Source organism: Vreelandella alkaliphila, assembly GCF_016107625.1.
GTDB classification, from domain to species: domain Bacteria; phylum Pseudomonadota; class Gammaproteobacteria; order Pseudomonadales; family Halomonadaceae; genus Vreelandella; species Vreelandella alkaliphila.
In genome coordinates this window covers 278,661-303,750 of record NZ_JABASV010000004.1, presented here as the reverse complement: position 1 = coordinate 303,750, position 25,090 = coordinate 278,661, and the positions used below count along the sequence as shown (strand labels likewise).

The 25,090-nt window shown below is 54.3% G+C and carries 25 protein-coding genes and 1 tRNA gene; 24 read left to right on the top strand and 2 right to left on the bottom strand.

Annotated elements, in window-relative coordinates; all coding sequences use genetic code 11:
* Nucleotides 1-18 precede the first annotated feature (18 nt).
* From JFC11_RS08510 to JFC11_RS08495, 4 genes are all read left to right on the top strand, one after another.
* Nucleotides 19-2,016: a sensor domain-containing diguanylate cyclase gene (locus JFC11_RS08510; protein WP_120386718.1), complete on the top strand. Its 1,998-nt coding sequence runs from the start codon at nt 19-21 to the stop codon at nt 2,014-2,016.
* A 115-nt stretch (nt 2,017-2,131) separates the two neighbouring features.
* Entirely contained in the window at nt 2,132-3,079 is a 948-nt protein-coding gene (locus JFC11_RS08505) for an AEC family transporter (protein ID WP_095603246.1), read from the top strand.
* A gap of 50 nt (nt 3,080-3,129) precedes the next feature.
* Nucleotides 3,130-3,206, top strand: a tRNA-Arg gene (locus tag JFC11_RS08500).
* 448 nt (nt 3,207-3,654) lie between these two features.
* Nucleotides 3,655-4,344 carry a VIT1/CCC1 transporter family protein gene (locus JFC11_RS08495; RefSeq protein WP_198349204.1) on the top strand — a complete coding sequence of 230 codons (690 nt, stop codon included), beginning with the start codon at nt 3,655-3,657 and terminating at the stop codon, nt 4,342-4,344.
* A 323-nt stretch (nt 4,345-4,667) separates the two neighbouring features.
* Here the strand turns inward: JFC11_RS08495 and JFC11_RS08490 are convergent, their stop codons facing one another.
* Together JFC11_RS08490 and JFC11_RS08485 are read right to left on the bottom strand one after the other, a co-directional pair.
* A complete protein-coding gene (locus JFC11_RS08490) occupies nt 4,668-5,996 on the bottom strand; it encodes a sensor histidine kinase (protein WP_198349202.1) in 1,329 nt (442 codons plus the stop codon).
* A complete protein-coding gene (locus JFC11_RS08485; RefSeq protein ID WP_198349201.1) occupies nt 5,986-6,651 on the bottom strand; it encodes a response regulator in 666 nt (221 codons plus the stop codon). Before JFC11_RS08485 ends, JFC11_RS08490 begins: the two co-directional genes overlap by 11 nt.
* Before the next feature lie 212 nt (nt 6,652-6,863).
* On the opposite strand from JFC11_RS08485, the gene JFC11_RS08480 reads away from it, so the two are divergent.
* The 20 genes from JFC11_RS08480 to JFC11_RS08385 all read left to right on the top strand — a co-directional run bounded on the left by JFC11_RS08480 (nt 6,864) and on the right by JFC11_RS08385 (nt 24,973).
* Nucleotides 6,864-7,262 carry a PepSY domain-containing protein gene (locus JFC11_RS08480; protein ID WP_198349199.1) on the top strand — a complete coding sequence of 133 codons (399 nt, stop codon included), beginning with the start codon at nt 6,864-6,866 and terminating at the stop codon, nt 7,260-7,262.
* 45 nt (nt 7,263-7,307) lie between these two features.
* Nucleotides 7,308-7,790: a DUF2271 domain-containing protein gene (locus JFC11_RS08475; RefSeq protein WP_198349197.1), complete on the top strand. Its 483-nt coding sequence runs from the start codon at nt 7,308-7,310 to the stop codon at nt 7,788-7,790.
* Between the two features lie 24 nt (nt 7,791-7,814).
* Nucleotides 7,815-10,037 (top strand): PepSY domain-containing protein, encoded by a 2,223-nt coding sequence (locus JFC11_RS08470; RefSeq protein WP_198349196.1) that lies wholly within the window; start codon nt 7,815-7,817, stop codon nt 10,035-10,037.
* 195 nt (nt 10,038-10,232) lie between these two features.
* A complete protein-coding gene (locus JFC11_RS08465) occupies nt 10,233-11,681 on the top strand; it encodes a YfcC family protein (protein ID WP_198349195.1) in 1,449 nt (482 codons plus the stop codon).
* Between the two features lie 36 nt (nt 11,682-11,717).
* Nucleotides 11,718-12,947, top strand: a complete 1,230-nt coding sequence (locus tag JFC11_RS08460) for an arginine deiminase (RefSeq protein ID WP_089037522.1) — start codon at nt 11,718-11,720, stop codon at nt 12,945-12,947.
* Between the two features lie 18 nt (nt 12,948-12,965).
* Entirely contained in the window at nt 12,966-13,967 is a 1,002-nt protein-coding gene (locus tag JFC11_RS08455; RefSeq protein ID WP_198349193.1) for an ornithine carbamoyltransferase, read from the top strand.
* A gap of 1 nt (nt 13,968) precedes the next feature.
* Nucleotides 13,969-14,880, top strand: coding sequence for a carbamate kinase (gene arcC, locus JFC11_RS08450; RefSeq protein WP_198349190.1), 912 nt, complete (start codon nt 13,969-13,971; stop codon nt 14,878-14,880).
* Between the two features lie 9 nt (nt 14,881-14,889).
* On the top strand, nt 14,890-16,290 hold the full coding sequence (gene atpD / locus JFC11_RS08445; RefSeq protein WP_198349286.1) for a F0F1 ATP synthase subunit beta: 1,401 nt from the start codon (nt 14,890-14,892) through the stop codon (nt 16,288-16,290).
* On the top strand, nt 16,287-16,700 hold the full coding sequence (locus JFC11_RS08440) for a F0F1 ATP synthase subunit epsilon (RefSeq protein ID WP_198349189.1): 414 nt from the start codon (nt 16,287-16,289) through the stop codon (nt 16,698-16,700). The genes atpD and JFC11_RS08440 overlap by 4 nt, the downstream gene beginning before the upstream one ends.
* Nucleotides 16,697-16,996 carry an AtpZ/AtpI family protein gene (locus JFC11_RS08435; protein ID WP_198349187.1) on the top strand — a complete coding sequence of 100 codons (300 nt, stop codon included), beginning with the start codon at nt 16,697-16,699 and terminating at the stop codon, nt 16,994-16,996. Before JFC11_RS08440 ends, JFC11_RS08435 begins: the two co-directional genes overlap by 4 nt.
* Complete coding sequence (locus JFC11_RS08430) at nt 16,986-17,288, top strand: hypothetical protein (RefSeq protein WP_198349185.1); 303 nt, start codon at nt 16,986-16,988, stop codon at nt 17,286-17,288. The genes JFC11_RS08435 and JFC11_RS08430 overlap by 11 nt, the downstream gene beginning before the upstream one ends.
* Nucleotides 17,279-18,022 (top strand): F0F1 ATP synthase subunit A, encoded by a 744-nt coding sequence (locus JFC11_RS08425; protein ID WP_198349184.1) that lies wholly within the window; start codon nt 17,279-17,281, stop codon nt 18,020-18,022. Before JFC11_RS08430 ends, JFC11_RS08425 begins: the two co-directional genes overlap by 10 nt.
* A 2-nt stretch (nt 18,023-18,024) precedes the next feature.
* Nucleotides 18,025-18,258 (top strand): F0F1 ATP synthase subunit C, encoded by a 234-nt coding sequence (locus JFC11_RS08420; protein ID WP_319618643.1) that lies wholly within the window; start codon nt 18,025-18,027, stop codon nt 18,256-18,258.
* A 3-nt stretch (nt 18,259-18,261) separates the two neighbouring features.
* Nucleotides 18,262-19,035 carry a F0F1 ATP synthase subunit delta gene (locus tag JFC11_RS08415; RefSeq protein WP_198349182.1) on the top strand — a complete coding sequence of 258 codons (774 nt, stop codon included), beginning with the start codon at nt 18,262-18,264 and terminating at the stop codon, nt 19,033-19,035.
* Nucleotides 19,025-20,557: a F0F1 ATP synthase subunit alpha gene (locus tag JFC11_RS08410; protein WP_198349180.1), complete on the top strand. Its 1,533-nt coding sequence runs from the start codon at nt 19,025-19,027 to the stop codon at nt 20,555-20,557. The genes JFC11_RS08415 and JFC11_RS08410 overlap by 11 nt, the downstream gene beginning before the upstream one ends.
* Nucleotides 20,541-21,431: a F0F1 ATP synthase subunit gamma gene (locus tag JFC11_RS08405; RefSeq protein ID WP_198349177.1), complete on the top strand. Its 891-nt coding sequence runs from the start codon at nt 20,541-20,543 to the stop codon at nt 21,429-21,431. Before JFC11_RS08410 ends, JFC11_RS08405 begins: the two co-directional genes overlap by 17 nt.
* A 100-nt stretch (nt 21,432-21,531) precedes the next feature.
* Nucleotides 21,532-22,431 (top strand): cation diffusion facilitator family transporter, encoded by a 900-nt coding sequence (locus JFC11_RS08400; RefSeq protein ID WP_198349176.1) that lies wholly within the window; start codon nt 21,532-21,534, stop codon nt 22,429-22,431.
* A 303-nt stretch (nt 22,432-22,734) separates the two neighbouring features.
* Nucleotides 22,735-23,169 carry a GNAT family N-acetyltransferase gene (locus JFC11_RS08395; RefSeq protein ID WP_027958988.1) on the top strand — a complete coding sequence of 145 codons (435 nt, stop codon included), beginning with the start codon at nt 22,735-22,737 and terminating at the stop codon, nt 23,167-23,169.
* Nucleotides 23,170-24,154: 985 nt separating this feature from the next.
* Nucleotides 24,155-24,430 (top strand): hypothetical protein, encoded by a 276-nt coding sequence (locus JFC11_RS08390; protein ID WP_198349174.1) that lies wholly within the window; start codon nt 24,155-24,157, stop codon nt 24,428-24,430.
* Between the two features lie 129 nt (nt 24,431-24,559).
* Nucleotides 24,560-24,973 (top strand): hypothetical protein, encoded by a 414-nt coding sequence (locus tag JFC11_RS08385; protein WP_198349173.1) that lies wholly within the window; start codon nt 24,560-24,562, stop codon nt 24,971-24,973.
* Nucleotides 24,974-25,090: the final 117 nt, after the last annotated feature.

Here is a 25,090-nt window from a genome sequence, read left to right as displayed (position 1 = left end):
TCGATGTTTAGGGAATCGATGCTGAGTAAGTCAATCCTTAGCTCTTTAAAAGGCCGGCTGCTGCTGGGGCTTTTGTGTGCGCTGTTGATACTGGCTGGGTTAGTATTGGGGATGGCGTGGCAGGTGGGAAAAACCATGGTGCAAGAAGCTAATATGGCCCACATGCGTTATGAAGCCGACCTGATTGCGGATGAAGTTACCCAGCAAATCGATCACCGTTTTCAAGCGCTAGAGCGACTAAGCGACGTCCTTGGTATGTCCAATGACCCTGAATGGCTTGGTTATGAACTGCGCAAGAACGATGCACTATTGGCGTGGTTCGACGCTATCGTTGTTAGCAATAGCAGCGGCAGAATTGTGTCTGATTGGCCAACGGTTGTCGGGCGTGTGGGCCTCGATACAGCGGAGCTTGAATATTTTAGAATGCTCAGAGGCACGCGAAGGCCTTATGTGAGCGAGCCGTTTGTTGGCCGAGCAAGCGACATGCCAATGGTGTTAGTAAGTGTGCCCCGGTTAGACAGCGACGGGCGGTTCGCGGGCATGATTGGCGGGGTCGTCAGTTTAAATAGCAGCGGGTTATTCAAACGCCTAGCAACCATTCGATTAGGTAGTGAAGGCTATGCTGCGGTTTCTACTGCAACTGGCCAAATGTTATATCACCCGAATAGGGCGCTAATTAATAACGATAGCTTCGATGCAACGGCTATCCCGTTGTTGGACTTAGCGCTCGATGGCTGGCAGGGCGATGGCGTTGGTAAGTTGCTTGATGGCCGAGTTGGTCTACAGTCCTATGCACAGGTATGGTCTGCGAACTGGGTGGTAGGGCTTTATCTTCCTCTAAAGCAAGCTCAATTACCGTTATCTGGTTTTATCCATAAGCTATGGTGGATTTGGTGCGCCGCTGCGGTCTTAATGATGCCTGTTTTATGGTGGTTGCTGGCACGTATTTTAATGCCATTAAATCTTCTGGAAACACAAATTGGTGAAGTAGGGCTTGGACGCCGTTCTGGCGTTGATCTTGCGACCAATATGCAAGAGCTAAAACAAGTAGCCAGTACCTTTAATCGTGTTGAGAATGAGCGTCAGCTGCTAGTAGGTCACCTTCAAGAGCGTGAAGCATTTTTGGATTCGGTGCTCAATGCCTCGCCCCAAGGAATGTTTGTGGCTGACTTTGGCGGCAACATTACCTATATGAACCCCGCGCTATTAGATATCTTGGGTATTGAGCCTGATATGCCTATGGAAGCCTGGCTTGAGCAAATCCATATAGATGATCGTTCCGGCGCGAAAGATATGTGGATGCATAGCTTAAAAACCGGCAATGACTACGTGCGTCAACTGCGCTTTATACGCAGTGATAAAGAGATGCTTTGGCTTGAGATTCACGCCCGTGTGGTTATGCTTTCCCAGGGTGGGAACTCGCTTGGCTTGGTGGGTGTGGTAAAAGACATTACCGAACGGCGTGAGCAGGAAGCGCTTCAACGTTGGGAAGCAGAGCATGATCCATTGACTGGCTTGCTCAACCGCCGTGGTTTTGATCGTCGTCTTGAAGAGGCCTTTGCCGACTTCCGGAAAACCAGTACACCGTCAGCGCTGCTGCTGTTCGACCTTGATCACTTCAAACCCATTAACGATGAAGGTGGACATGCGTTAGGGGACGAAATGCTGCGCCGTATTGCCCAGGTAGTCGCGTGGGAGGTTCGTCGCAGCGACCACGTGGCACGTCAAGGTGGTGACGAATTCGGGGTGTTGCTGCCGAGTTGTACCTTAGGCCAGGCGCAACGCATTGCTGAATCGCTACGCCAAGCGGTGAGCGAAGTGTCGGTTTCCCATGAAGGCAAAGAGTACACCGTGACGTTGAGTATTGGTGTGACCAGCTTTGATGAGAATGACACTAACTACAACGTGGCACTTTCCCGAGCGGATGCCGCCAGTTACGAAGCCAAAGGGCATGGGCGTGACAGTGTGGTGGTCAAACTGCCAAAGGCACTAGACCCAATGTCGTTATTTGAATAACACGTGGTCTTTGGGTTCGCCTTCTATATTGCGTCTCTTATTCATTCCCATTAGTCGACAAACCCAGAGTGACGGTAGAATATAAGCGTCTGCTTATTCGAATGAGAGGGCTTTCGTGAACCTACTTGAGCTATTTTCCCGCACGCTGGATATCACGTTGCCTGTTTTTGCCATGGTGTTCGTCGGTATCGGCTTAAAGCGCCTAAAGTGGATCGACAGAGAATTTGTCTCTACAGCGTCAGCCCTCGTCTTCAAAGCAACGCTCCCCACGCTGATTTTTTTGAGTTTAATAAAAGCCGATCTAAGCGTTGCATTAGATGTGCCGTTGCTGCTGTTTTTTGCCGCCGCGACACTCGGCCAGTTCCTGATCAGTTGGCTATGGGCGAGCTATCGGGTGCCTAAAGCCGACCGCGGTATTTATGTTCAGGGCGCGTTCCGGGGTAACTGCGGCATCGTAGGGTTAGCACTGGCGGCGGGAATGTACGGTAACTACGGGCTTTCTGCTGGTAGCCTGCTGCTTGGCGTGGTGATTGTAATGTATAACGCACTTTCGGTGGTGGCTCTGGCAGCCTACCAACCTGGGCAATCGACAAATTGGCGCAGCCTGTTAAAGCATATCGTCACTAATCCACTGATTATTTCTGTGATCGCCGCGCTGCCATTCACAGCATTTTCGATTCCACTGCCCAGTTGGCTGATTACCTCAGGCGATTACTTCGCCTCGTTAACGTTACCGCTAGCATTGATCTGTGTCGGCGCCACACTCTCGGTTGCCAGCATGCGCAGCGGCAGCCAAATCGCATTAAGCGCCAGTAGTATGAAAATGATTGTGCTGCCGTTGCTTTCCACGCTAGCAGCGTGGGCGGTGGGGTTCTCTGGAGAGCAGCTCGGGCTGTTATTTCTATTTTTCGCCAGCCCAACTGCCGCCGCCAGCTTTGTGATGGTAAAAGCAATTAACGGCAATGTAGCGCTGGCCGCCAATATCATCGCCATAACCACCTTAATGGCCAGCGTCACCGTCACCAGCGGTATCTTTGTGCTGCGCCTGCTAGGATGGATTTAACTGCGCGGTTGGCTGACACTCACCAACACGCTATACTATGCGCCCCATAAGTCCCTGTAGCTCAGTAGGATAGAGCAGCCGCCTCCTAAGCGGCAGGTCGCAGGTTCGACTCCTGCCAGGGACGCCAATAAAATAGTTATGTTTTTCATTCCTTTCTAGAATTCACCTTCTTTGTGTTTCGACCCCACAGACGACACCATAAGAAACGCTTGCTTAAAAGCTCGTATAAGCTGCTTCCATCAGCAGGGCTAATTAAGTACGAGTGCCAGCCAGACGGCCAGCCCTAGCTTATTTTGGGATTGGGCATCATGTGGTTAATCGTTAATAACCGCACTACACTTTGACCCACGTTGGGTTTTTCAATGGGCCTAGTCGCATTAATGGTGTGCTCAGCATCACTTTGGATACCGCATGACTACTCCCAATTGATCCAACCATACGAAGTCCTTTAACTCCACGCGATTGAAGTCTCCTGTTTTGGCCGTTCTTTCTTGCGATTAGCTCTCTGTTTTTAGCAAGCAGATAACCGGTTTTTCTGAGTATCAAACACATCCATGAGGATAGGAGATACGTCCTTGAGCCATCACGAAATTCATAGAACTAATCGCGTCGGGTGGTTGCGTGCGTCTGTGCTTGGTGCCAATGATGGCATCGTTTCTACAGCGAGCCTTATTATTGGCGTGGCAGCAGCTTCAGCGTCACAAGAGAGTATTCTTTTAGCAGGCGTTGCTGGTTTAGTGGCAGGCGCTATGTCCATGGCAGCGGGTGAGTATGTATCCGTAAGCTCCCAGTCAGATACTGAAAATGCAGACGTAGCACTGGAAAGAAAATCGCTAGAAGATGATTTTGAGTTCGAGCAGCAAGAGCTTGCCGACATCTATGAACAAAGAGGTGTAGAGCCTCGGCTGGCACAACAGGTTGCAGAACAATTAATGAAACACGATGCGCTTGGTGCGCATGCCCGGGATGAAATTGGCATTTCTGTCGATGGCAACGCACGGCCAATACAGGCTGCTTTGTCGTCAGCAGGGTCTTTTTTAGTAGGTGCGGCGTTGCCGTTAGGGGTCGCATGGTTAGCACCTGTGCATCTACTTATTGTGCTTGTCGCACTTTCATCATTAGTTTTTCTGGCGGTTCTGGGTAGCGTGGCTGCTCGTGCAGGCGGTGCCTCCACTATGATTGGCGCTATCAGGGTAACCTTCTGGGGGGCTTTAGCCATGGCATTAACGGCAGGTGTCGGGCGGATTTTTGGCGTCGTTGCATAACGTTAGTTGGATAAAGCTGGTTTTCGTTCAAGGCGGTGCTTCGTGGTTATGGATAAGCAATTGCCAGCCCTAGACTGAACACCGTTGGCTGATGTCCAGCTCGCTCTGGTAGACCATCGTCGATATATCCAGCAGTTCCAGTACGCTGTGAACAGGTTGCCATGCGATGCAGGCGTTTCGGCAATCTGGCTTAAACACTCGATATCAATATTTCCGCGTTGAACAAAATCAGATGATAGCTACAGAGTACCAAAATTAACGGACGCTTAGCGCAAGAGTTTCCTAGTTAAATTTAGCTGCTGTAGGATGCTTTATTAATTTTTTTATTTTGCATCGGCGATATTAAGGTCAGCTTCGAATCCATCTTGTTTGCCTTTTGCTGGAGACTGCAGGTGTAAATGTATGTTGGCACCTGTAGCAATGGCATCTGCAATAGCGAGACCGAGACCAGAGCCAGACGCATCGGTTTTTGAGCGAGTAAAGCGGTTACGTAGCAGGTTGAGTTCATCTGCTGGCACGATATTTCCGCTATTGCGTACCCGAAAGTTACCGTCAGCGGATAGGATGACCTCCACAGGATGTTGGTGTGAGCCATGTTTGATCGCATTCTCGATCAGATTTCGAACCAGAATGGCGAAGGCATCAGGGTCGAGAAAAGAGTTCATTTCTCCCGCGGGCAGTGTCAGTGAAATTCTTCCCGGAGTCTGGCTTTCAAAATCCGCCACTATCAGGGCCAGAATGGGCACCAAGTTGTGCGTACGTTGCGCAATAGCGCCACCGCCTTCGGCTTTGGCCAGTTCGAGTAGTTTCTCCGAGAGTGCTGATAGGCTACGCAGTGCGACCTCCACTTCAGTAACATTATCCCTTAGCGCGTCACTATGGAGCTGGGTTTTCAAACGTTGAACCTTGGCAAGCGCCGTTGCCAAAGGGGTGCGTAATTCATGGGCACTATTAGCCGTAAAGCTGCGCTCAGCCTCAAGCGCACGCTGTAATCGTTCCAGCAAGCGGTTGACTGCGGCGGCGATGGGTTCAAATTCTCTAGGTAACTGATCAGCCGCTAAGGGAGTAAGATCTCCCGCCCCTCGGGATTCTATCGATTGCTTGAATTCAACCACTTGCCGCAACGAGCGCCGGACAATCCACCAGACCCCCAACAGGCTAATCGGAATCAACAATATCAGTGGCAGTAGCAATGCCAAGCCTGCTTCCAGGGCGGCTTCGTGTCGGTGGGTTAGCGGCTCGGCTACTTCTATGAAGAGGGTGCCACTAACAGCGGATGCGCCGTATATCCTGTGTGTAGAGGTATTTGAAAATCCTTCCAGAGGAAATGCGTTAAAAGCGCTGAGGTCGGCATCGTGAGATTGTAATAATAGGTTGCCTTGACTATCTCTCACCAAATAAGTGAGGTATTCGTCGTGCTTTTTTAGGGTGGGTGCTATTCGATTTCTCGAATTGTTTTCTCGGTTCAGAATGTCAGTAACGGCCAATGGCAGAATGCGTTGGGCGGTTTCTTCAAGGGCGCTGTCGAAAACTTCATTCATTTCGTGTTGTGCGATAAGTCCAGAGGCCGTCACACCGCACAACCAGAGTAAAGTGACACCCAGGGTGAGGCCAACGCCGAGGCGTTTTTGTAAACTATTTTTATTGGCCATGTATTTCCAGTCGGTAGCCCATACCTCTCACCGTGACAATAGCATCGTGCCCCAGCTTTTTACGCAAACGGCTGACATAAACTTCGATGGTATTACTTTCTATTTCTGCCCCGAATGCGTAGAGGCGATCCTCAAGCTGTGAGCGTGACAATAAAATGCCGGGTCGCTGGATGAAACCTTCGAAAATCGCCCACTCTCGGGCAGTAAGTTCGACAGGCTGACCGTTGCGATGAATGCGGTGATCGTTCAGATCCACCACCAGGTTCCCAACATGGATGATTGGATTGGGATTGCCCCGGTAACGACGAGCTACCGCTGATACCCGAGCAGAAAGTTCAGAAAGATCAAAGGGCTTTATCAGATAGTCGTCGGCACCGGCGTTAAGTCCTTCTACTCGGTCAGAGACTTGGTCTCTGGCCGTTAGAATAATGACAGGTGCTGAATTTCCAGCGGTCCTGAGCTTGCGTAAAAAAGTCAGGCCATGGCCGTCCGGCAGCATAAGATCGAGCAGGATAAGGTCGTAGGCAGTGGCCTTAACGCTGGCATCGGCAAAGCCCAGGGTTTGTACCCAGTCTACTGCGTGACCGTCATCGGCGATCTGATCGCGAACCGCTTCGCCAAGGCCGATCGTGTCCTCAACCAGTAGTACCCGCATTATTCACCTCTTATCTCACTTTCATATCTTCTTGTGGAAAAGATATTACCGCAAGTACCTGACATTGGCCTGAACAACACGGCCATGTTTGTTCTTTTGTCTGTCTTGCTTACAACCTGCATTTCAGCTTTCTGCGGATTATTAGCCGCGTTCAGGTCAGTGTCAGGTAAAGCTCATAACGTATGCGTTGTGACCTCTCGAGGAGATATCAAATGAAGACGAAAACAGTGGTTTTAAGCCTTGCCTTAGCCTTCATGAGCGCATCGCTGCTGGCAGATGATGACTGTAATGATCCGATGACCAACTGGCAGCCCCAGGAAAATTTACGCCAAAAACTGGAAGCTGAGGGCTGGACGGTATACCGCATCAAGGTGGACGACGGGTGTTATGAAGTGAAGGGGGAAGCACCTGGGGGCTTTCGTGCAGAAGCATCGTTTTCTCCCGCATCACTGATGTTGATGGAATTGGAACGAGAGGATGACGACGAAGATAACGATGACGATCGTTACCGCAATAACAGCGAAAAACGTGAAGGTACGCCGGGCAGTAACCCTTCGGCAGTACCTCGTAATGGCATTGTCAGTGGTCGCCCCAGCGTAACGGTTGAATGACCGGAAAGATGTTTAGCTGACCACCCTTTTATCAGGAGAGCGAAGATGAAACAGATTTTATCAGCCGTTGGCTTGGTCATCGCACTCGCCAGCGCTTTAGCCATGCCTGCTTTTGCTCAGGCGCGTGAAGTAACTTTTACGATTGAGATGAAGAACTACGGTGGCGATGGTGCGTATCTGGCACTGTACCTTGCTGATGGGGAGGGACAGTATCAAGGGACTCTCTGGGTAGCTGGGGAAAAATCCAAATACTACAGTCACTTGAGTGGCTGGGCGCGTGGGAGTGGGTTGAATGCGGTCGAATATGATGGTCTAACCGGTGCGAGTTTAGCCAGTGGGCGCACTCTGAAAATCAACCTAGATCTAGATGATGCATTGATCGACAGTGGCTACGAGATACGGATTGATACTGCCGTTGAAGATATGCGCGATCATAGTGACGACATCGCCGTGCCGCTAACCAGCGAAAGCGCCGGACAACCGCAGGCAGGGCGTGGTTATATTCAATCGTTTCAATATGACCTTTGACAGGTGTGAGCAGGAGATAGCGCTATGTTACGACGGCTGCATGGACTCCCTGGTCTGCTTGTCGCATTGATTCTTACGGTGCTGACCATTTCGGGAGCAATTCTGGCACTAGCACCTGCGATGGATCGCGCTGCAGTAATGATTCCTGCTGCTGGTGAAGTGAGCGTGGCTGAACTGGCAGGGCGGGTGGTGACCCATTACCCGGGAACCGAGCAGATCGTGCGCGGCGCATCTGGTGAGGTGATCGTCTATTACTACCGCGATGGCCAGCCTGGAGCAGACCTAGTTAGCCCGTTGACCGGAGAGGGCATTGCGCCCTTTGAACCTTCGGTGTTTTTTATCTGGATGAAGGATCTGCATCGTTCGCTTCTGCTTGATAACGCCGGGCGAATGCTGGCTGGAGTCATGGCCGCGGTGATGGTACTGCTGTGTATATCGGGTGTTTTGCTACTGGTTCGGCGTAGCGGTGGCTGGAAGGGACTGTTAAAGCCATTAACCGGTTCCGGTGGCACACGTATTCACACTGAACTGGCGCGATTTGCCGTTCTTGGGTTGCTGTTGTCGGCATTGACTGGCAGCTATATGTCAGCACAGCGTTTTGGTCTATTGCCCGAACCTATTGAGGCCGAGCCCATCTTTCCGGCTGAGGTCTCGGGCGGGCAGCCAGCACCGGTGGCAAGCCTGAATGCCCTCAAGAATGTTGACCTCAGTGATCTGCACGAATTGGTGTTTCCTTATCAGGGTGACATCCAGGATGTCTATTCTCTAACGACCCGAGAGGGAGCTGGGTTTGTCGATCAGGCGAGTGGCGAGCTGCTGAAGTATCAGCCGCGCTCTAAGGGTAGCGTGTTCCAACAATGGATGGTCAGTCTGCATACCGGTGAGGGGCTGTGGTGGTTGGGCCTAATACTGGGTGCGTCGGCGCTTACCGTACCGGTGCTTTCATTGACTGGGGTGAGCATCTGGTGGCAACGGCGGCGGTCATCAGGGCTGATGCTGGATAACGCCGATGTCGCTCAGGCGGATATCATTATTCTCGTTGGCTCTGAAGGTAACACCACCTGGGGCTTTGCCCGTGAGCTTCAGGCGAGCCTGAAAAAAGCAGGTTTTCAGGTGCATTGCAGCGAGATGAACGCATTGGCTGATCACTATCCACAGGCGTCCATGCTGTTTGTGCTGACGTCGACCTATGGTGACGGCGATGCACCTGGGACAGCACAGCGGTTTATGACCAAGCTTAATGATTTCGAGAATAAGAAAGCGCTGAAATACGCAGTGTTGGGTTTTGGCGACCGCCAGTTCCCGAAATTTTGTCAGTTTGCTGTGGATGTGGATGTCGCGTTGGATAAAAAAGGGCTGGCACGCTTATATTCCCTCGAACGGATTGATCGATGCAATGCTGCGCAATTCAGTGAATGGGGCGACAGAATCAGTGAGCAGATGGGCGTTCCATTTACGCTTACCTATGAGCCATTGCCACCAGCGACGGTAACGCTGGAATTAGTAGAGCGCGCGGATTATGGGCTGGCTGTTCAGGCGCCGACCAGTATCATGCGTTTCAAAGCGACAGGCGCGAAGCAGGGTCGGTGGTCGACGTTTCTCTCGCGAAAAAGCTCGCTACCGCTATTTGAAGCTGGCGATCTGCTTGGCGTTATACCTCCTAATGGGCAGACCGCTCGGTTCTATTCTTTGGCATCTTCTGATTCAGACGGGCTACTGGAGATATGTGTCCGCAGACAGCCCGGCGGCTTGTGTTCTGGTTATCTTCACGGGCTTAAATCGGGGGACTCTATCAATGGCTTTATTCGTCATAATCCCGAATTTCGACCAGCGATGGGGAGTCATGCGACTATCTTGATTGGGGCGGGGGCTGGGATTGGCCCGCTGGCGGGGTTTATTCGCCGTAATACCGCCCGCAATCCGATGTATCTATATTGGGGTGGGCGCAATGCAGAATCGGATTTTCTCTATCAACCCGAACTGGGTAATTATCTCAACGACCGCCGTTTGACCGGGCTCAGTACGGCATTCTCTCAGTCTGATCAGCGAGTTTACGTTCAGGATAAGCTTAGGCAGGATCAGATAGCGGTGCGTCGCATGGTCGATGCTGGCGCTCAGATTCTGGTTTGTGGTGGCAGAGGGATGGCTGCTGGGGTTAAGCAGGCTCTGGAAGATATTCTCAGGCCGTTAGCTATTGACGTTGCAACGCTAAAGTCCCAAGGACGATACCTTGAAGACGTTTATTGAAATGATGAGGCAACTGATACGCCGATATTGATCTCGATCAACTAACGGTGCTGCGCTGATTGAAACTCCTCGTACAAGTGCGGTCGGTGAACTATCTTTTTCAAGCAGATTTGAGCTGGGCAATGCCGCTGACTGCCGAGTTGTTTAGAGGCTCAGAAAGGCTTTGAGTGTGAAGTTGACGAAAGGAGACGCACCATGGCTAAGGATGATAAGTCAACGCCTGTATCGGAAAGTGATCTCGCCTCGCGGTTCCCGACTGCCTATACCATCCTCTTCGGCCTGATCATTGTCGTCGCTGCTTTGACCTGGATTATTCCGGCCGGACAATATGATCGTGTCATGAATGAGGAGGTCGGGCGCGAAGTGGCCGTGCCCGGCACCTATCAAACCGTTGACCCCAATCCCCAGGGCGCGGTCGAGGTTATGCTGGCTCCCACCGCCGGGTTCTACGATCCGGACAGTTACGTGGCCAATGCCATTGATGTGGCGCTGTTCGTTTTGTTCCTGGGGGGCTTTCTGGGGGTAATGAACGCAACCGGCGCCATCGATACCGGTATTCGCAGTGCCATGAGACATTTGCAGGGCCACGAAATCTGGGTAATCCCTATCTTGATGACACTGTTCGCCCTGGGTGGAACGACTTATGGTATGGCGGAGGAAACACTCGCCTTCTACGCCATCCTGATACCGGTGATGCTGGTGGCTGGATACGACACTGTTACTGGTGTTGCCATTATTCTGCTCGGCGCCGGGATCGGCGTACTGGGCTCCACCATCAATCCCTTTGCCACCGTTATCGCGGCTAACGCCGCAGGCATACCGTTTACCGATGGTATCGTGCTGCGTTTTATCCTGCTGATTGGTGGCCTGCTGATCTGCATCGGTTATGTCATGCGCTATGCCCACCGTGTCAAAGCCGACTCCTCACGCTCGGTGGTGGCCAAGCAGTGGGACGCCCACCGTCAACTGTTTCTGCAAGGGCACGATGAAGAGAGCCATAGCGCAAGCCTGACCCGGACTCAGATCATTGCGCTGATTATCTTCGGACTGACTTTTGTCATCATGATTTGGGGCGTCTCCTCCCAGGGCTGGTGGATGGCGCGTATGGGAGCTCTGTTCTTTGGTGCTGCCATTGTGATTGGCCTCATTGCCCGGCTGGGCGAAAAGAAATTGACCGGTAGTTTCGTCGATGGCGCTCGGGATTTACTCGGAGTTGCACTGGTGGTGGGCCTCGCCCGTGGCATCGTGGTGATCATGGAGCAGGGTATGATTGCCGATACCATTCTGCACAGCGCAGAAACCTCGCTGGGTGGTCTGCCGGAGCTGGCGTTTATCAACCTCATGTTCTGGATTGAGGTCGGCATGAGTTTCTTCGTGCCGTCTTCCTCCGGGCTGGCCGTCCTATCCATGCCGATTCTGGCACCGCTGGCGGATTTCGCCAATGTGGGGCGCGATCTGGTAGTGACGGCTTTCCAGGCTGCCAACGGGCTGGTCAATCTAATCAACCCCACCTTTGCGGTGGTGGTTGGCGGACTTGCCATCGGGCGGGTGTCCTACGATCGCTGGCTCGCCTTTATCTGGCCTTTGCTGCTTATTCTGACCGTGTTTATCAGCGTGATTATCAGCATCGGGACACTGTTTTAAACACTGTTTTGAACACTGGTTAAAAGGAATTTTGTCATGTCGGAACAAACTCTTGGAGTGCACTCTGAAACCGGAACTCTGCGCCAGGTGATTGTCTGTCGGCCCGGGCTGGCCCATCGGCGGCTAACGCCGTCAAACTGCGACGCCCTGCTGTTTGATGATGTGTTCTGGGTTAAGCAGGCGCAAAAGGATCACGATGTGTTTGCCAATCTGATGCGCAGCAGGGGGACTGAGGTACTGGATGTCAATGAGCTACTGGCACAAACGCTGGAGATTCCTGAAGGACGGGGCTGGATTCTGGATCATCGGATTAACTGGAATCATATCGGCGTTGGCATGGTGTCGGATCTGCGGGCCTGGATGGACGAGCTGCCCGGTGGTGAGTTGGCGAAGTTTCTGATCGGAGGTCTTGAGGTAACGGATCTGCCTTTTGATTCGGCGGGGCTGTTTGGTAACCATCTCGGACCATTCGGATTTGTATTGCCTCCGCTGCCGAATTTCCTGTTTACCCGGGATAACAGTGCCTGGGTTTATGGCGGGGTAACACTGAACCCGATGCACTGGGCTGCCCGCCAGCCAGAAACCCTTCTGATGACCGCTATTTATAAATTTCACCCGAAATTTGCCGGCAAGGTGACGGTGCATTGGGGGGATCCGTTGCAAGACCATGGCCTAGCCACCCTGGAAGGCGGGGATATCATGCCACTAGGTAATCGCACGGTGCTGGTGGGCATGGGTGAGCGATCTTCGCCCCAGGCCATTGGTCAGCTGTCAAAGGCTCTGTTCGATGGCGGCATGGTCGATCGGGTGATTGCCTGCCAACTGCCCAAATCCCGCTCAGCCATGCACCTGGATACGGTATTCACCTTCTGTGGTGGCAACGTAGTGACGGCCTTCAAGGAGGTGGCGGATGCCGTGGTCTGCTATGACCTGAGGCCCGGCGAGGGTGGCAAAACATTGGCCTTTAAGCAGGATCGCCGACATCTGTTTGAGGTGGTGGCTGAGATTCTCGGGTTCCCGGCGCTGGAGGTTGTGCCCACGGGGGGGGATAGCCCGGAAGAGCGCGAGCGCGAACAGTGGAACGACGGTAACAACGTACTGGCACTGAGCCCCGGGGTGGTGGTGGGTTATGACCGCAACGACGATACCAATGCTGCGCTTGAAGCAGCGGGCATAGAAGTTCTGGCCATACCCGGCGCCGAGCTGGGCCGAGGTCGAGGCGGAGGGCGCTGCATGAGTTGCCCAACCATCAGGGATGCTGTTTGACAGCTAAGGAGAAGATACATGGCGTTTAATCTCAAGAACCGACATTTTCTGACGCTGCGGGATTTTACGCCGCGCGAAATCAGTTTTCTGCTGAAGTTGTCCGCTGATCTTAAAACCGCCAAGTACGCCGGCACGGAGGTGCCAAGACTGCAGGGCAAGGACATCGCGCTGATCTTCGAGAAGAATTCCACGCGAACCCGGGTCGGGTTCGAGGTGGCCGCCTATGACCAGGGTGCGCGAGTGACTTATCTGGGGCCCACTGGCACCCACATAGGCCACAAAGAATCGGTGAAAGACACCGCGCGGGTGCTTGGACGGGTCTACGATGCCATTGAGTATCGAGGTTTCGGGCAGTCGGTTGTGGAGGAGCTGGCCCAGTATGCTGGTGTGCCGATCTACAACGGTCTGACCAACGAGTTCCATCCGACCCAGATTTTGGCAGATTTACTAACCATGCAGGAGCAGGTGGAAAAACCGTTGCGCGAGGTAGCCTTTGTGTTTATCGGCGATGCCGCCAACAACATGGGCGATAGCTTGCTGATCGGCGGCGCCAAAATGGGTATGGACGTGCGGCTGTGCGCGCCTCAGGCCTGTTGGCCGAAACAGGCGGTGCAAGACGAGGCAAAGGCGCTGGCGGCGGAAACTGGAGCTCGCATCACCATCACCGATGATATTGACGCCGCCGTTGCCGGTGTCGACTTTGTTTATACCGATGTCTGGGTCTCGATGGGTGAACCACAAGAAAAGTGGGCCGAACGCATCAAGCTGCTGATGCCTTACCAAGTCAACGCGGCCCTGATGGCGAAAACCGGCAATCCCCGGGTGCGGTTCATGCACTGTTTGCCAGCTTTCCACAACACCGAAACAGTGGTTGGCAAAGAGATTCAGGAGGCTCATGGCATTGATGCCATGGAGGTGACTGACGAAGTATTTGAAAGTCCGGCCTCCATTGTTTTTGATCAGGCCGAGAACCGGATGCATACCATCAAAGCCGTCCTCGTGGCGACCCTGGGAGACTGACATGTTGGTGGTCGCAGCTTTGGGCGGTAACGCTCTTCTGAAACGCAGCGAGCCGCTGACTGCGGTGGTTCAGCGCAACAATGTGAAAACGGCGGCACTGTCGCTGGCGGATATCGTTCGAGCCGGACACGACCTGGTGATTACCCATGGCAATGGGCCGCAAGTGGGGTTGCTGGCGTTGCAGGGCGCGTCCTACAAGCCGGATGAAGCCTACCCGCTGGATGTTCTGGGCGCGGAAACCGAAGGTATGATCGGCTATATGATCGAACAGGAACTGGAGAATGCACTGGCGCATGACCGGCCCGTCGCGACGCTGCTGACGCAAGTGGTGGTAGACCCGAAAGATCCGGCTTTTGCCAAACCGACCAAGTTTGTCGGACCTGTCTATGAGCGCGAGGAAGCTGAGAGCCGGGCGGCTGGTGCGAGCTGGAGTATTGCGCCGGACGGTGACAAGTGGCGGCGTGTGGTGCCCTCTCCCAAACCCCTCGAAATACCCGATCTGCGCGTGCTGCAGCTATTGCTGGAGCAGGGCGTGGTCGTGGTCTGCACCGGCGGTGGCGGAATACCGGTGCTGCGGCAGGAGGACGGCAGCCTGATGGGCGTTGAAGCGGTCATCGATAAGGATGCCGCCAGCGCATTGTTGGCCAGAAAACTGGGGGCGGATGCGTTGCTCCTGTTGACCGATGTGGATGCGGTCTACCGAGACTTTGGCACCGATCAGGCGACACCGGTTTCCGCATTGACGGTGGCTGAGGCGCGAGCATTGGAATTACCTGCTGGCTCCATGGGCCCCAAACTGCGTGCCGCCTGTGAATTTGCTGAAGCGGGGGGGCTCAGCGGCATTGGCCGGCTGCAGGATGCCATTGCCATTCTTGACGGATCGGCAGGCACGCGGGTGTCTACCGATGCATAGTACGTGATGATGACTCAACATGACGCCCACGATCGGGTCGAACCAGACAATGACACCGGGACTATTGTCGCCATTCGTGGGGGTGTCATCGATGTCAAGTTCGCGAAGCTGGTACCTGCTATCCGAGAGCTCTTGTATGTCGGGAAAACAGCCCTGGAGGTTGCCGGCCTTGAGGATAATGGCATCGTTCGTTGCATGGCGCTGGGGCCGGTCAGGGGGCTAGGGCTAGGTATGTCGGTTCGGGCCACCGGCGCTCCGATCAGCGTGCCGGTCGGCGACGCTGTCCTGGGCCGCATGCTTAACGTGTTTGGTACGCCTATCGACCGCAAGCCCGCACCAGTGACGGTGGAGCGCCGCGCCATTCACCAAGCACCGCCACGGCTGGAAGATCGTGTCGTTCGCAGTAAAGTACTGGAGACCGGCATCAAGGCCATCGACCTACTGTCTCCCATTGAGCGAGGCGGTAAGACTGGCCTGTTCGGTGGTGCTGGTGTGGGCAAGACCGTGCTGATCACCGAACTAATCAACAATACGGTGCAGCAATACAAGGGGGTGAGCCTATTTTGCGGCATCGGCGAACGTTCCCGCGAGGCGGAAGAACTCTACCGTGAAATGGGCGAGGCTGGCGTACTTGATAACACTGTCATGCTATTCGGGCAGATGAACGAGGCGCCAGGTGTGCGGTTTCTGATTGGCAAAACGGCTCTCACTATGGCGGAGTATTTCCGCGATGAGCAGCACCGAGATGTGTTGCTGCTGATCGACAATATTTTTCGCTTTGTCCAGGCCGGCTCTGAAGTATCTGGGCTGCTGGGTCGTATGCCCTCGCGGGTGGGCTATCAGCCGACCTTGGCGACCGAACTGGCGGAGCTGGAAGAAAGAATTACCTCCACTCGCAGCGCAGCGATCACCTCGATCCAGGCCGTTTATGTGCCCGCCGACGATTTCACCGACCCAGCCGCTGCCCATATCTTCTCTCATCTTTCGGGCTCGGTCGTGCTGTCCCGTAAACGCGCCAGTGAAGGCTTGTATCCGGCCATTGATCCCCTGGCCTCGTCCTCAGTAATGCTCACGCCGTCGGTGGTGGGGCAGCGTCATTATGACATTGCTCGGGGCGTGCGCCGAACCCTGGCCGAATATGAGGAACTGCGCGATATCATCGCTATGCTGGGCATCGAGGAACTGTCAGCCGCTGACCGGGCAACCGTTGCCCGCGCTCGCCGGCTGGAGCGGTTCCTGACCCAACCCTTCTTCACCACGGCGGCCTTTACCGGTACCGAGGGACGACGCGTGACCACCATTGAGACCCTAGAGGGTTGTGAAACCATCCTGAACCAGACCCATTTTGAGCGTAACGAAAGCGACTATTACATGATCGGCGCACTCTCCGATCTGGAGACGTTGGTATGACCCAGTCAACGATGATGCAGGTGACCTTGAGACTGCCAGCCATGACCCTGCATCAGGGCCCGGCAAGTCGGCTGTTTGCCGTGGCGGAAAACGGTGCTTTCGGGATGCTGCCAAACCATATCGATTTCGTCACCGCCCTGGTGCCTTCGGTGTTAATCCTGACTCTAGACAATGGTGAGGAGCAGATATTTGGCATCGACGAGGGGATACTGGTGAAAAAGGGCCATCAGGTCGAGATTGCGATCCGGCGAGGTGTCCAGGGAACGGATTTGGCCTCGCTGAAGGAAACCGTGCAAAGAAACTTTATTGAGGTAGATGAAGATGAGCGCGTGGCACGTTCCGCCCTGGCGCGTTTAGAGGCGGGCATGGTGCGGCGGTTTGCCGATCTGCAGCGACCCAAAACGCCATGACCAAGCCGCGAAAATCTCCGGTGGATGACATCGGCCGTCGTGCGAGACGTCTGAGAAAGGCACGGGAGGAGCCCGGTACGAGTCCCCTGCGGGGCCTGGGTGTATTCGGCATGATCGGCTGGTCGATCGCGGTACCCACCGTGGCAGGCGCCTTTTTTGGCCTGTGGCTTGATCGCAACATGCCGCAGGATTTTCAGTGGACCATTGCCTTGATTCTGGGGGGCGTAGCCCTCGGCGGCTTCATTGCCTGGGCCTGGGTCAGCAAGGAAAGCGGGAGTGACCGTCATGATGATTGATTGGCATGCTGTGATCATCGGCTTTGGCACCGGTGTTACCGTCAGTATCCTGTATTTCTTGGGCTTGGCACTGAGTGTACGTCTGGCGCTGCGCCTGACACGGCCCCTCTCTTTCCTGCTGCCTAGCGCCGCGCTACGGATTGGCCTGCTGCTGTTGGCAGGGTGGCTGGTGACCGATGGAGGAACCCTGGGCTGGGCGTTCGCTGGTTATGTGTTGGCCTTCTTCATCGTGCGTTTCACCGCCACCCTAATGGCCCGGTTACCCCGGGTGAAGGAGGCCAAATGCAACTGACACCCGACGAAACGACGGTCTTCACTCTCTGGGGCCTCTGTATTAATGAAACCGTCGTCAACACGTGGATTCTCATGGCCTTGCTGACCGGCGCTTCGATCCTCGTGACCCGGAGACTACGGCCGGATGTACCGCCGAATCGCTGGCGAACCACCCTGGAAGTGATCGTCACCGGGATCCAGAGGCAGATCGAGGAAATCTCGCCGCAGTCGTCTCGCCATGTCCTGTACTTTTCGGGAACGCTGTTTCTGTTCATTGCATTATCAAATCTGCTACTCGTCGTGCCTGGCTTCACGCCGCCTACGGCTTCGCTCTCCACTACCGCCGCTCTGGCCTTGGCGGTGTTGATTGCCGTCCCGCTGTTTGGCATCACCCAACAGGGCATTCGCGGTTACCTGAGAACCTACATCCAACCATCGGTCATCATGCTGCCCTTCAACATCATCAGTGAGTTCTCTCGGGGTATTTCGCTGGCTATCCGCCTCTACGGCAACGTGATGAGCGGCGCGGTCATCGCCGGCATACTGCTCGGCGTGGCGCCGTTCTTCTTTCCCGTGGTGATGGACGTACTGGGCCTGCTGACCGGTCTAATCCAGGCTTACATCTTCGCCATCCTGGCGACCGTCTATATCTCGTCGGCAACGGCCATTGTTAAGAAACCGGAAAACAAGGAGGAAGATCAATTACAGATGCAGCCTTTATTGCGGCCATTTCCATCTTCACTGCGGGACTGACAGTGTCGTTCGGCGCCCTTGGCCCGGCGCTGGGTGAAGGCCGCGCCGCAGCGGCCGCTCTTAACGCCATCGCTCAGCAGCCGGACTCGGCCTCCATGCTGTCGAGAACCCTGTTCGTGAGCCTAGCAATGATCGAATCTACCGCGATCTACTGTTTTGTGGTGGCGATGATCGTGCTGTTCGCCAACCCGTTCCTGGATCAGTTTATGCAAGCCACCCAAACGACAGCAGGCTAGGCCATGTCGATTGACTGGGTTACGGTTCTCGCTCAGATCGCCAATTTTCTGGTGCTGGTCTGGCTGCTCAAACGTTTTCTTTACAAGCCTATTTTGAATGGCATCGATTCCCGCGAGGCCGAGATCGCGGAGCAGATGGGGGAGGCGGCACGCGCCCAGCAGAAGGCGGAAGCTGCTGAGGTGGACTTCGTAACACAGAAACAGCAGCTACTGGCCGATCAAACCGCTCTGGAGGCACAGGTTCGCCAGGAAGCCGAACAAAAGCGGAACGCCCTGTTGGTTGAGGCCCGGGAGACACTGGAGCAGGAACGGCTGGATTTGCAGGCGCACCTGGCGCGTGAGCAGAAACGCTTCACGACGGAGTTGTACAAGGCGAGTGCCGAAACGCTTTACCAACTGGCTAGCCGGGCGCTGCGCGATTTGGCCGACGAACGTCTGGAGGCGCGCATTGCCCTGCACGTCATTAGCCAGCTGGCGCCGCCGCTGTCGGAGGAGTTGGCCGCCGCGGCTAGCAATGCCCAAGGCGCAGTTGTCACCACTCATGCACCGCTGCCGGAGGACGCACGGCAAGAGGTGGAAGCCGCTCTCCAGGGGCTAGTGCCCGGGCTTTCCTTACGCTTTGCCACAGATGATAGTCAGTCCCCTGGGATGGTCCTGCGAATCGGCAGCATCCAGCTCGACTGGACGGTGGACAGCTATACCGACGAGCTGGTGGGTCTGCTGGAAGAGCGCCTAGCAAGTGGCGAGTCGAGCAGGGTGCACAATTATGGCGGATGAATCGCGGCTGCCTGGCGTACAGGGGTTTATCGACCTTCTGCTGGCCAGCTCGGCACCCTCGCCGGTACTGGACGAAGTAGGCACGGTGGCTGCAGTGGGAGATGGCATTGCGGTGGTAGCCGGGTTGGGGCGTGCCTTGGCGGATGAGCTGCTGGTGTTTGCCTCTGGGGTTCGCGGCGTGGTGCTGGATCTTGAGCCGGATCGGTTAGGGGTCGTTTTGTTAGGCCCTTCCGAGCAGGTGAGGGCCGGAGAGGATGTCTGGCGTACCCGCAAGGTAATCAGTGTGCCGGTGGGGCCGGGACTAATGGGACGTGTTGTCGATGCCACGGGCCAGCCCCTGGATGGCAAGGGCAAGGTGACCGCCGTGGCCGAACGACCAGTGGAAGCCCGGGCACCCGATATTCTCAGCCGCGCTGCTGTTAGCCGCCCCCTGGCGACCGGTCTCAAGGCGATCGATGCTGCGGTGCCTGTTGGTCTAGGGCAGCGAGAATTGATCATCGGTGATCGGCAGACAGGCAAGACGTCTATTGCCGTGGATACCATCCTTAATCAGGCCCGTTCAGAGGTCCTGAGTATCTATTGCGCCATCGGCCAGCGTGGGGATGCGGTCGCCAGAGTCATCGAAACGTTGAGGGCGAGCGGACAGATGGCGAAGACGATCGTGGTAGTTGCCGGTGATGAGAGCGCGCCAGGCCTTGCTTACATCGCCCCTTATGCGGCGATGACGATGGCGGAGTACTTCGCCGATCAAGCCCAGGATGTATTGGTCGTCTTCGATGACCTCACGCACCATGCACGGTCCTACCGTGAACTCTCGCTGCTGCTGCGGCGCCCGCCGGGACGCGAGGCATTTCCGGGAGACATCTTCTATGTGCATGCCCGGCTGCTCGAACGCGCCGGACAGTTCACCCCGGAGGCCGGAGGAGGTTCCATTACCGCCTTGCCCGTGGTGGAAACCCAGGCGGAAAACCTGTCGGCCTATATCCCGACCAACCTCATCTCAATCACCGACGGCCAGATCTATCTGTCACCGCGGCTGGTGCGCAAAAACCAGTTCCCGGCAGTCGATCTCGGAGTGTCAGTTTCGCGGGTAGGCGGCAAGGCGCAGCACCGTGCGTTTCGGGAAGTTGCCGGTAACTTACGCGTCACCCTCTCCCAGTTCGAGGAGTTGGAAGACTTTGCCCGCTTTGGCACCCGGCTGGATGACGCCACCCGGGCGCGTCTGGTCCGAGGTGCTGCGGTTCGGGCGGCTTTGCGTCAGCCTGAGCGGGACCCGATACCGGCGGTGGAGCAGCTAATGGTGTTGCTAGCAGCGATGGACGGCATGTTCGACGGGCTGTCGGAAGCCGAGGTGGTAGCTGCTATGGAAAGCGTCAGGGCGTCGGTGGGGGACACCTTGACAAGGATCGCAACGCGAATCGCCGATAACCTGCCTCTGGATGAGGATGACCGCGCTTCTCTGTTGAAGGTGGCACGTGCCGCCCTGAGTGTACCGGAGCACGGCCGTGACGCAGACACTTGAAGCCCTGACCCGCCGTGATGAGACGCTCACCAGCATTCGCGGGATCGTTCACACCATGAAGACCATCTCCGCCATCAATGCCATGCCCTATGAGCGTGCCGCCAGATCTATCGAGGCCTATCATCGGACGGTGCGAAGTGGGCTCAGAGCCTTTGTCGCCAGAACCGGCTCCATCGCCTTGCCACAAGCGGAACCTGTCGACACCATCGTGGTGGTGTTCGGTTCCGACCATGGTCTGTGCGGTAACTACAACGAGGTACTTGCCGAAAAGGTTCAGACCGAAATCGCGCCGCTAAAAGCAGCAACCTTGGGTGTTCGGATATTGTGTGTTGGCGCCCAGATGAATGATGCCCTGGCGGGGCAGGGGCTCAGTCCCGAAAGTGTTTTTTTGCCACCGGCCTCGGCGGATGGCATCGGACGCCTGGCGAGCAGCATCGTAACCCGACTGGATGACATCGGGCACGGCGAGCCTCACAACCGGAAAGTCACGCTGGCCTTTACCCAACGAGCTGGTCGCGGACAGCACGAGCCGGTGCTGGTACCGCTGCTACCCCTGGGGCAGGCGTTCCTGGCGGAGCTCGCCGATCGACCCTGGGAATCCCGCTCCCTGCCCGACTATTCAATGCCGCCACCTGAGCTGTTTGCCGCCTTGTTGCGCAGCCATATCTTCGCCAGTGTCTTTCGCGCCTCGGCGGAGGCCATGGTCACCGAAAATGCCGCACGGCTTGCTCTGATGCAGCAGGCAGAACAATCGGTAGACGACCGGCTGGACGAGGTCAAAGGGCAACTGAGGTCGGTTCGTCAGGATGACATCACCACTGAGCTGTTGGATGTCATCATTGGCTTCGAGGCATTGCGCAGCAAGACGCGCTGAATCCGGGGTCAGGAGTGCGAAGGCAGATGCTACTAACGCTCAATAAGACTGCCACTGACGCATAAAGCCCCACACCCTTTACCCGCAAGGAAAAGAACTGATGGCTCACCATCACGATCATGCTCCCCGCAGTTTCGGCCGGGCGTTTACCATCGGGGTAACACTGAACCTGGCATTTGTGGTCATCGAAGCTTTTTATGGCTGGAAAACTGGCTCCCTGGCCTTGCTGGCCGATGCGGCTCATAACCTGAGTGATGTAGGAGGGCTGCTGCTGGCCTGGGCTGCCTTTGGTGCGGCGCAATTGCAGCCTAATATGCGCCACAGCTATGGTTGGCGCAAAGGCTCCATCCTGGCCAGCTTTGTGAATGCGGTGGTCCTGCTGGTGGCTATGGGTTACTTAGCTTGGGAGGCCATTGATCGTTTGCAAATGCCGTCGCCAGTGGCCGCGGGTACCGTAATGGTGGTAGCCGGCATTGGGGTGGTGATCAATTCGGTGACCGCCTGGTTATTTCTGGCTGGCAGCAAAGGCGATCTGAATATACGAGGGGCTTTTCTGCATATGGCAGCCGATGCCCTGGTGTCCCTGGGTGTGGTGGTCGCTGGTGCCGCTTATCTTTGGCAGGGCTGGAGCTGGATTGATCCAGTCATGAGTCTGGTCATTGCACTGGTGGTCGTCGTCGGCACCTGGTCGCTGTTCCGCCGATCGCTGCATCTGCTCTTTGACGGTGTTCCCGAGGAAATTGATTTGGAGAAAGTACAAACGGAACTGCTGGCATTACCCGGCGTGGTGTCCGTTCACGATCTCCACGTGTGGGCTATAAGCACAAGTGACAACGCCATCACCGCTCACTTGGTTATGGCAGACGGTGGCGTTGGCCATGACCAGCTGCTGGCGCTGGCGACAGATATGTTGCACGAACGTTTTGAAATCCGTCACACGGTGCTGCAACTGGAGGGCGAGGCCTATGCCGCAAATTGTCCCACCGCTTGCGGCTGTTAAGGCCAAAATGGCTTAACGGTTTTGACAAGAAGTGGTGGCAATGAAGCCGTGGCCGCGATGGACTATCGACTGAATGAAACCATCTGTCAGTGATTCAATTACACAGTTACCGACTCCCCCAGCCTCGATGACCTCGATAACGCCTAAGAATGACCTAGCTAGTGTATGACCAACGCCTCGCCTTTGTGCGGGGCGTTCGCATGTTAGCGCTAGGAATCCAAGCTCTGGCTGGCGCCCACCCATTCAAGCGGGAGAGACGCATGTGCTAATTTATAGCTATTTTTGTTTTGGAGAAAAACAGCAATGGAAGTCACTATCGGTAATGATTCTGAGTTGATCAGGCAGGCTCAAGGTATTCGTTATCAGGTGTTTACACGTGAACAGCAGATTCCTGCAGAGCTGGAACTGGATGGACTGGATGAGGAATCATTCCACGCGCTGGTAACGGACAACGGTGAACCCATTGCAACGGCCCGGCTAACGGTGAAAGAAGACGGCTCTTCTACCATGGCCAGGATAGCGGTCAGTGAGGTATGTCGAGGAATGGGCGTCGCTTCGAAAGTTGTCCAGGCAATGATGCAATATGCCCAGGAGTTGGGGGTCACTTCTATTGAGATCCATGCCCACACTTACCTTAGAGATTACTACGAAAGGTTTGGATTTGAGTTCATCAAGGAAGTAGAAGTCGTTGGCGAACATCAACTGATTGAAATGCGGTATCAGACAGCGCATTCATAACCAAACATTCTCAAGGTCGCTCTATCGGCAGTTTTGACAGTCATAGGCGTTCGCCCTAACCGCGACCTACGGCGCGCTATCGCTTCGCAGCTCAGAAGATAAGATCCGTGGCCGCGAGTACACTGCGCTAAGCAAGGACGCTGCATCGTCGAAAGAAGCTAGTATGTGACCAACGCCCCGCCTTTGTGCGGGGCGTTGTCGTGTTAGGCGATGGAGAGGAGGGCGGAAGGGTAGCCAGCCTTGTGCGAGCGTCTAGAGGGCTTCATGCGGCGATGTTGCCAACCATCCACCCCCACACCGGCCGCGACCCACGCCGCGCACTCGACACCCCGCCCCGCCCGCGCGCTAAATGTAGTGGTTTTTATGCACCCCTGCGCCCGCTGCCAAGCTGCGCCAATACTGGGCTGGCTGGTGAAAAATGGGTGCATGAAAATCATGCGAATTCATGCGAAGTTATGCAGTTTTGACGAATAGGATGGGGAGCAACAATCTAAAGCTGTGCTATCGGTTGGCCGATAGCTAAAAAGGACATTCCTGACAAAACCCTGTAGAGCCGAAGCCTTCCGGCGCAGGATGGCCTAAAGTCGCAGCTGTACGGGTTGCACAGGCGTAAAGGAATAGGCAATACTGCTAAAAATAATTAAAGCTAAAATTGGGGCTTATGAGTATCAATTCACTTGTGGCCAGAGTTTGCAAATCACTAGCAATAGTAAGTGGTGCCGATGTCATCGTTTGATTACAGAAGCTAGTAGTTTTCTGTTCAGTGACCTGTCCACCCCAACTAGCAGCTATCGACACTGAGCGGACATGCCAGGAAATGCAGTAGGCGCACGAATTTTGAATATATAGCCTAATTAAAATTGATGTATTTAAGAATCATAGGCTTAGAAGAACCTAGCAGGCTGCATTTACCGGGAAAAAGTGCCAGCACGTTCATTCAATCATAGAGTGCGCCGTCTAATACACTGTTATGCAGGAGGTACTCTTGAAATACGTAATTACAGTAAGACCACTAACCGAGAACGATTTGAGTAGAGATTGCCCATATGGGAATTTTGATTTAGATGACTATGAGTTTCATTTGAAATCGTTGGCTTCAGATATTGAAAACCTCGATGAGGTAAATTCTGTATCAGATTCCAATAATCAAATATGTGTCGATACAGCTTTGTCAAAGCAAGAATTGCTTGAAAAAATGAAGCCATTTTTTAGTCGTGAATTTTGTTATGTAAGATATGTGAGTATTGAAAGTCGTGCATAACAATCGGCTCATGCGCGACCTCCGTTCTGTTGAGCTCTTTTGTGGTAGCTACCACAAAAAAGCTCAACTGCACTCCGGCGCCATAGCCGGGCGTTATAGGACACATAATTGCATGGAGTAGCATTGAACATGGAAAACAAAAAAATCAAATGGCTGATTTACACTGTTCTAGTGGGGCTAATTCCTATCCTCTCAAGAATGTTTGTCTGGAGTGTAACTGAGTCTGGTGTGGTCAGTTTAATAATGGCATCAGACTTTATTGCTTTTGGTCTAATTTTACATATTTCCAATATCAATGAAATTGAACATCTAGCTGATGATGAAAAGTCGTGGAAAACCGTTCAAAATGGTACATCTATAACCTTCATTGCTTTTTATAGCGTTTTATTTGCATTGATAATGATAAGTGAGGGGGTTCCAAGCTTTATAGACATTGAAGCAATAAGAAATTGCGCTGTAGGTTTAGCTGTTATTTCGTTTTTAATTAGTTTTTCTGTATTCCATAGAGTTTCGAAAATTGCAGCTAATGAGGATGCTGCATAATGGCTACTACAATTATCATCTCATTAACTCTGGTTGTAGGCATTGTCGGTATTTTTACTGTTGCTTGGTCAATTATTAATACAAGAAATAAATTTTACGAAGAATACAAGTCAAGGA

Bases quoted from the DNA above. Each gene is read 5' to 3' on its own strand.
- JFC11_RS08415 (WP_198349182.1), top strand. From the start codon at position 18,262: ATGTCGATTGACTGGGTTACGGTTCTCGCTCAGATCGCCAATTTTCTG.
- JFC11_RS08510 (WP_120386718.1), top strand. From the start codon at position 19: ATGCTGAGTAAGTCAATCCTTAGCTCTTTAAAAGGCCGGCTGCTGCTG.
- arcC (WP_198349190.1), top strand. From the start codon at position 13,969: ATGTTGGTGGTCGCAGCTTTGGGCGGTAACGCTCTTCTGAAACGCAGC.
- JFC11_RS08385 (WP_198349173.1), top strand. From the start codon at position 24,560: ATGGAAAACAAAAAAATCAAATGGCTGATTTACACTGTTCTAGTGGGG.
- JFC11_RS08460 (WP_089037522.1), top strand. From the start codon at position 11,718: ATGTCGGAACAAACTCTTGGAGTGCACTCTGAAACCGGAACTCTGCGC.
- JFC11_RS08475 (WP_198349197.1), top strand. From the start codon at position 7,308: ATGAAACAGATTTTATCAGCCGTTGGCTTGGTCATCGCACTCGCCAGC.
- JFC11_RS08440 (WP_198349189.1), top strand. From the start codon at position 16,287: ATGACCCAGTCAACGATGATGCAGGTGACCTTGAGACTGCCAGCCATG.
- JFC11_RS08465 (WP_198349195.1), top strand. From the start codon at position 10,233: ATGGCTAAGGATGATAAGTCAACGCCTGTATCGGAAAGTGATCTCGCC.
- JFC11_RS08430 (WP_198349185.1), top strand. From the start codon at position 16,986: ATGATGATTGATTGGCATGCTGTGATCATCGGCTTTGGCACCGGTGTT.
- JFC11_RS08435 (WP_198349187.1), top strand. From the start codon at position 16,697: ATGACCAAGCCGCGAAAATCTCCGGTGGATGACATCGGCCGTCGTGCG.
- JFC11_RS08425 (WP_198349184.1), top strand. From the start codon at position 17,279: ATGCAACTGACACCCGACGAAACGACGGTCTTCACTCTCTGGGGCCTC.
- JFC11_RS08400 (WP_198349176.1), top strand. From the start codon at position 21,532: ATGGCTCACCATCACGATCATGCTCCCCGCAGTTTCGGCCGGGCGTTT.
- JFC11_RS08455 (WP_198349193.1), top strand. From the start codon at position 12,966: ATGGCGTTTAATCTCAAGAACCGACATTTTCTGACGCTGCGGGATTTT.
- JFC11_RS08410 (WP_198349180.1), top strand. From the start codon at position 19,025: ATGGCGGATGAATCGCGGCTGCCTGGCGTACAGGGGTTTATCGACCTT.
- JFC11_RS08395 (WP_027958988.1), top strand. From the start codon at position 22,735: ATGGAAGTCACTATCGGTAATGATTCTGAGTTGATCAGGCAGGCTCAA.
- JFC11_RS08470 (WP_198349196.1), top strand. From the start codon at position 7,815: ATGTTACGACGGCTGCATGGACTCCCTGGTCTGCTTGTCGCATTGATT.
- JFC11_RS08480 (WP_198349199.1), top strand. From the start codon at position 6,864: ATGAAGACGAAAACAGTGGTTTTAAGCCTTGCCTTAGCCTTCATGAGC.
- JFC11_RS08485 (WP_198349201.1), bottom strand. From the start codon at position 6,651: ATGCGGGTACTACTGGTTGAGGACACGATCGGCCTTGGCGAAGCGGTT.
- JFC11_RS08490 (WP_198349202.1), bottom strand. From the start codon at position 5,996: ATGGCCAATAAAAATAGTTTACAAAAACGCCTCGGCGTTGGCCTCACC.
- atpD (WP_198349286.1), top strand. From the start codon at position 14,890: ATGACTCAACATGACGCCCACGATCGGGTCGAACCAGACAATGACACC.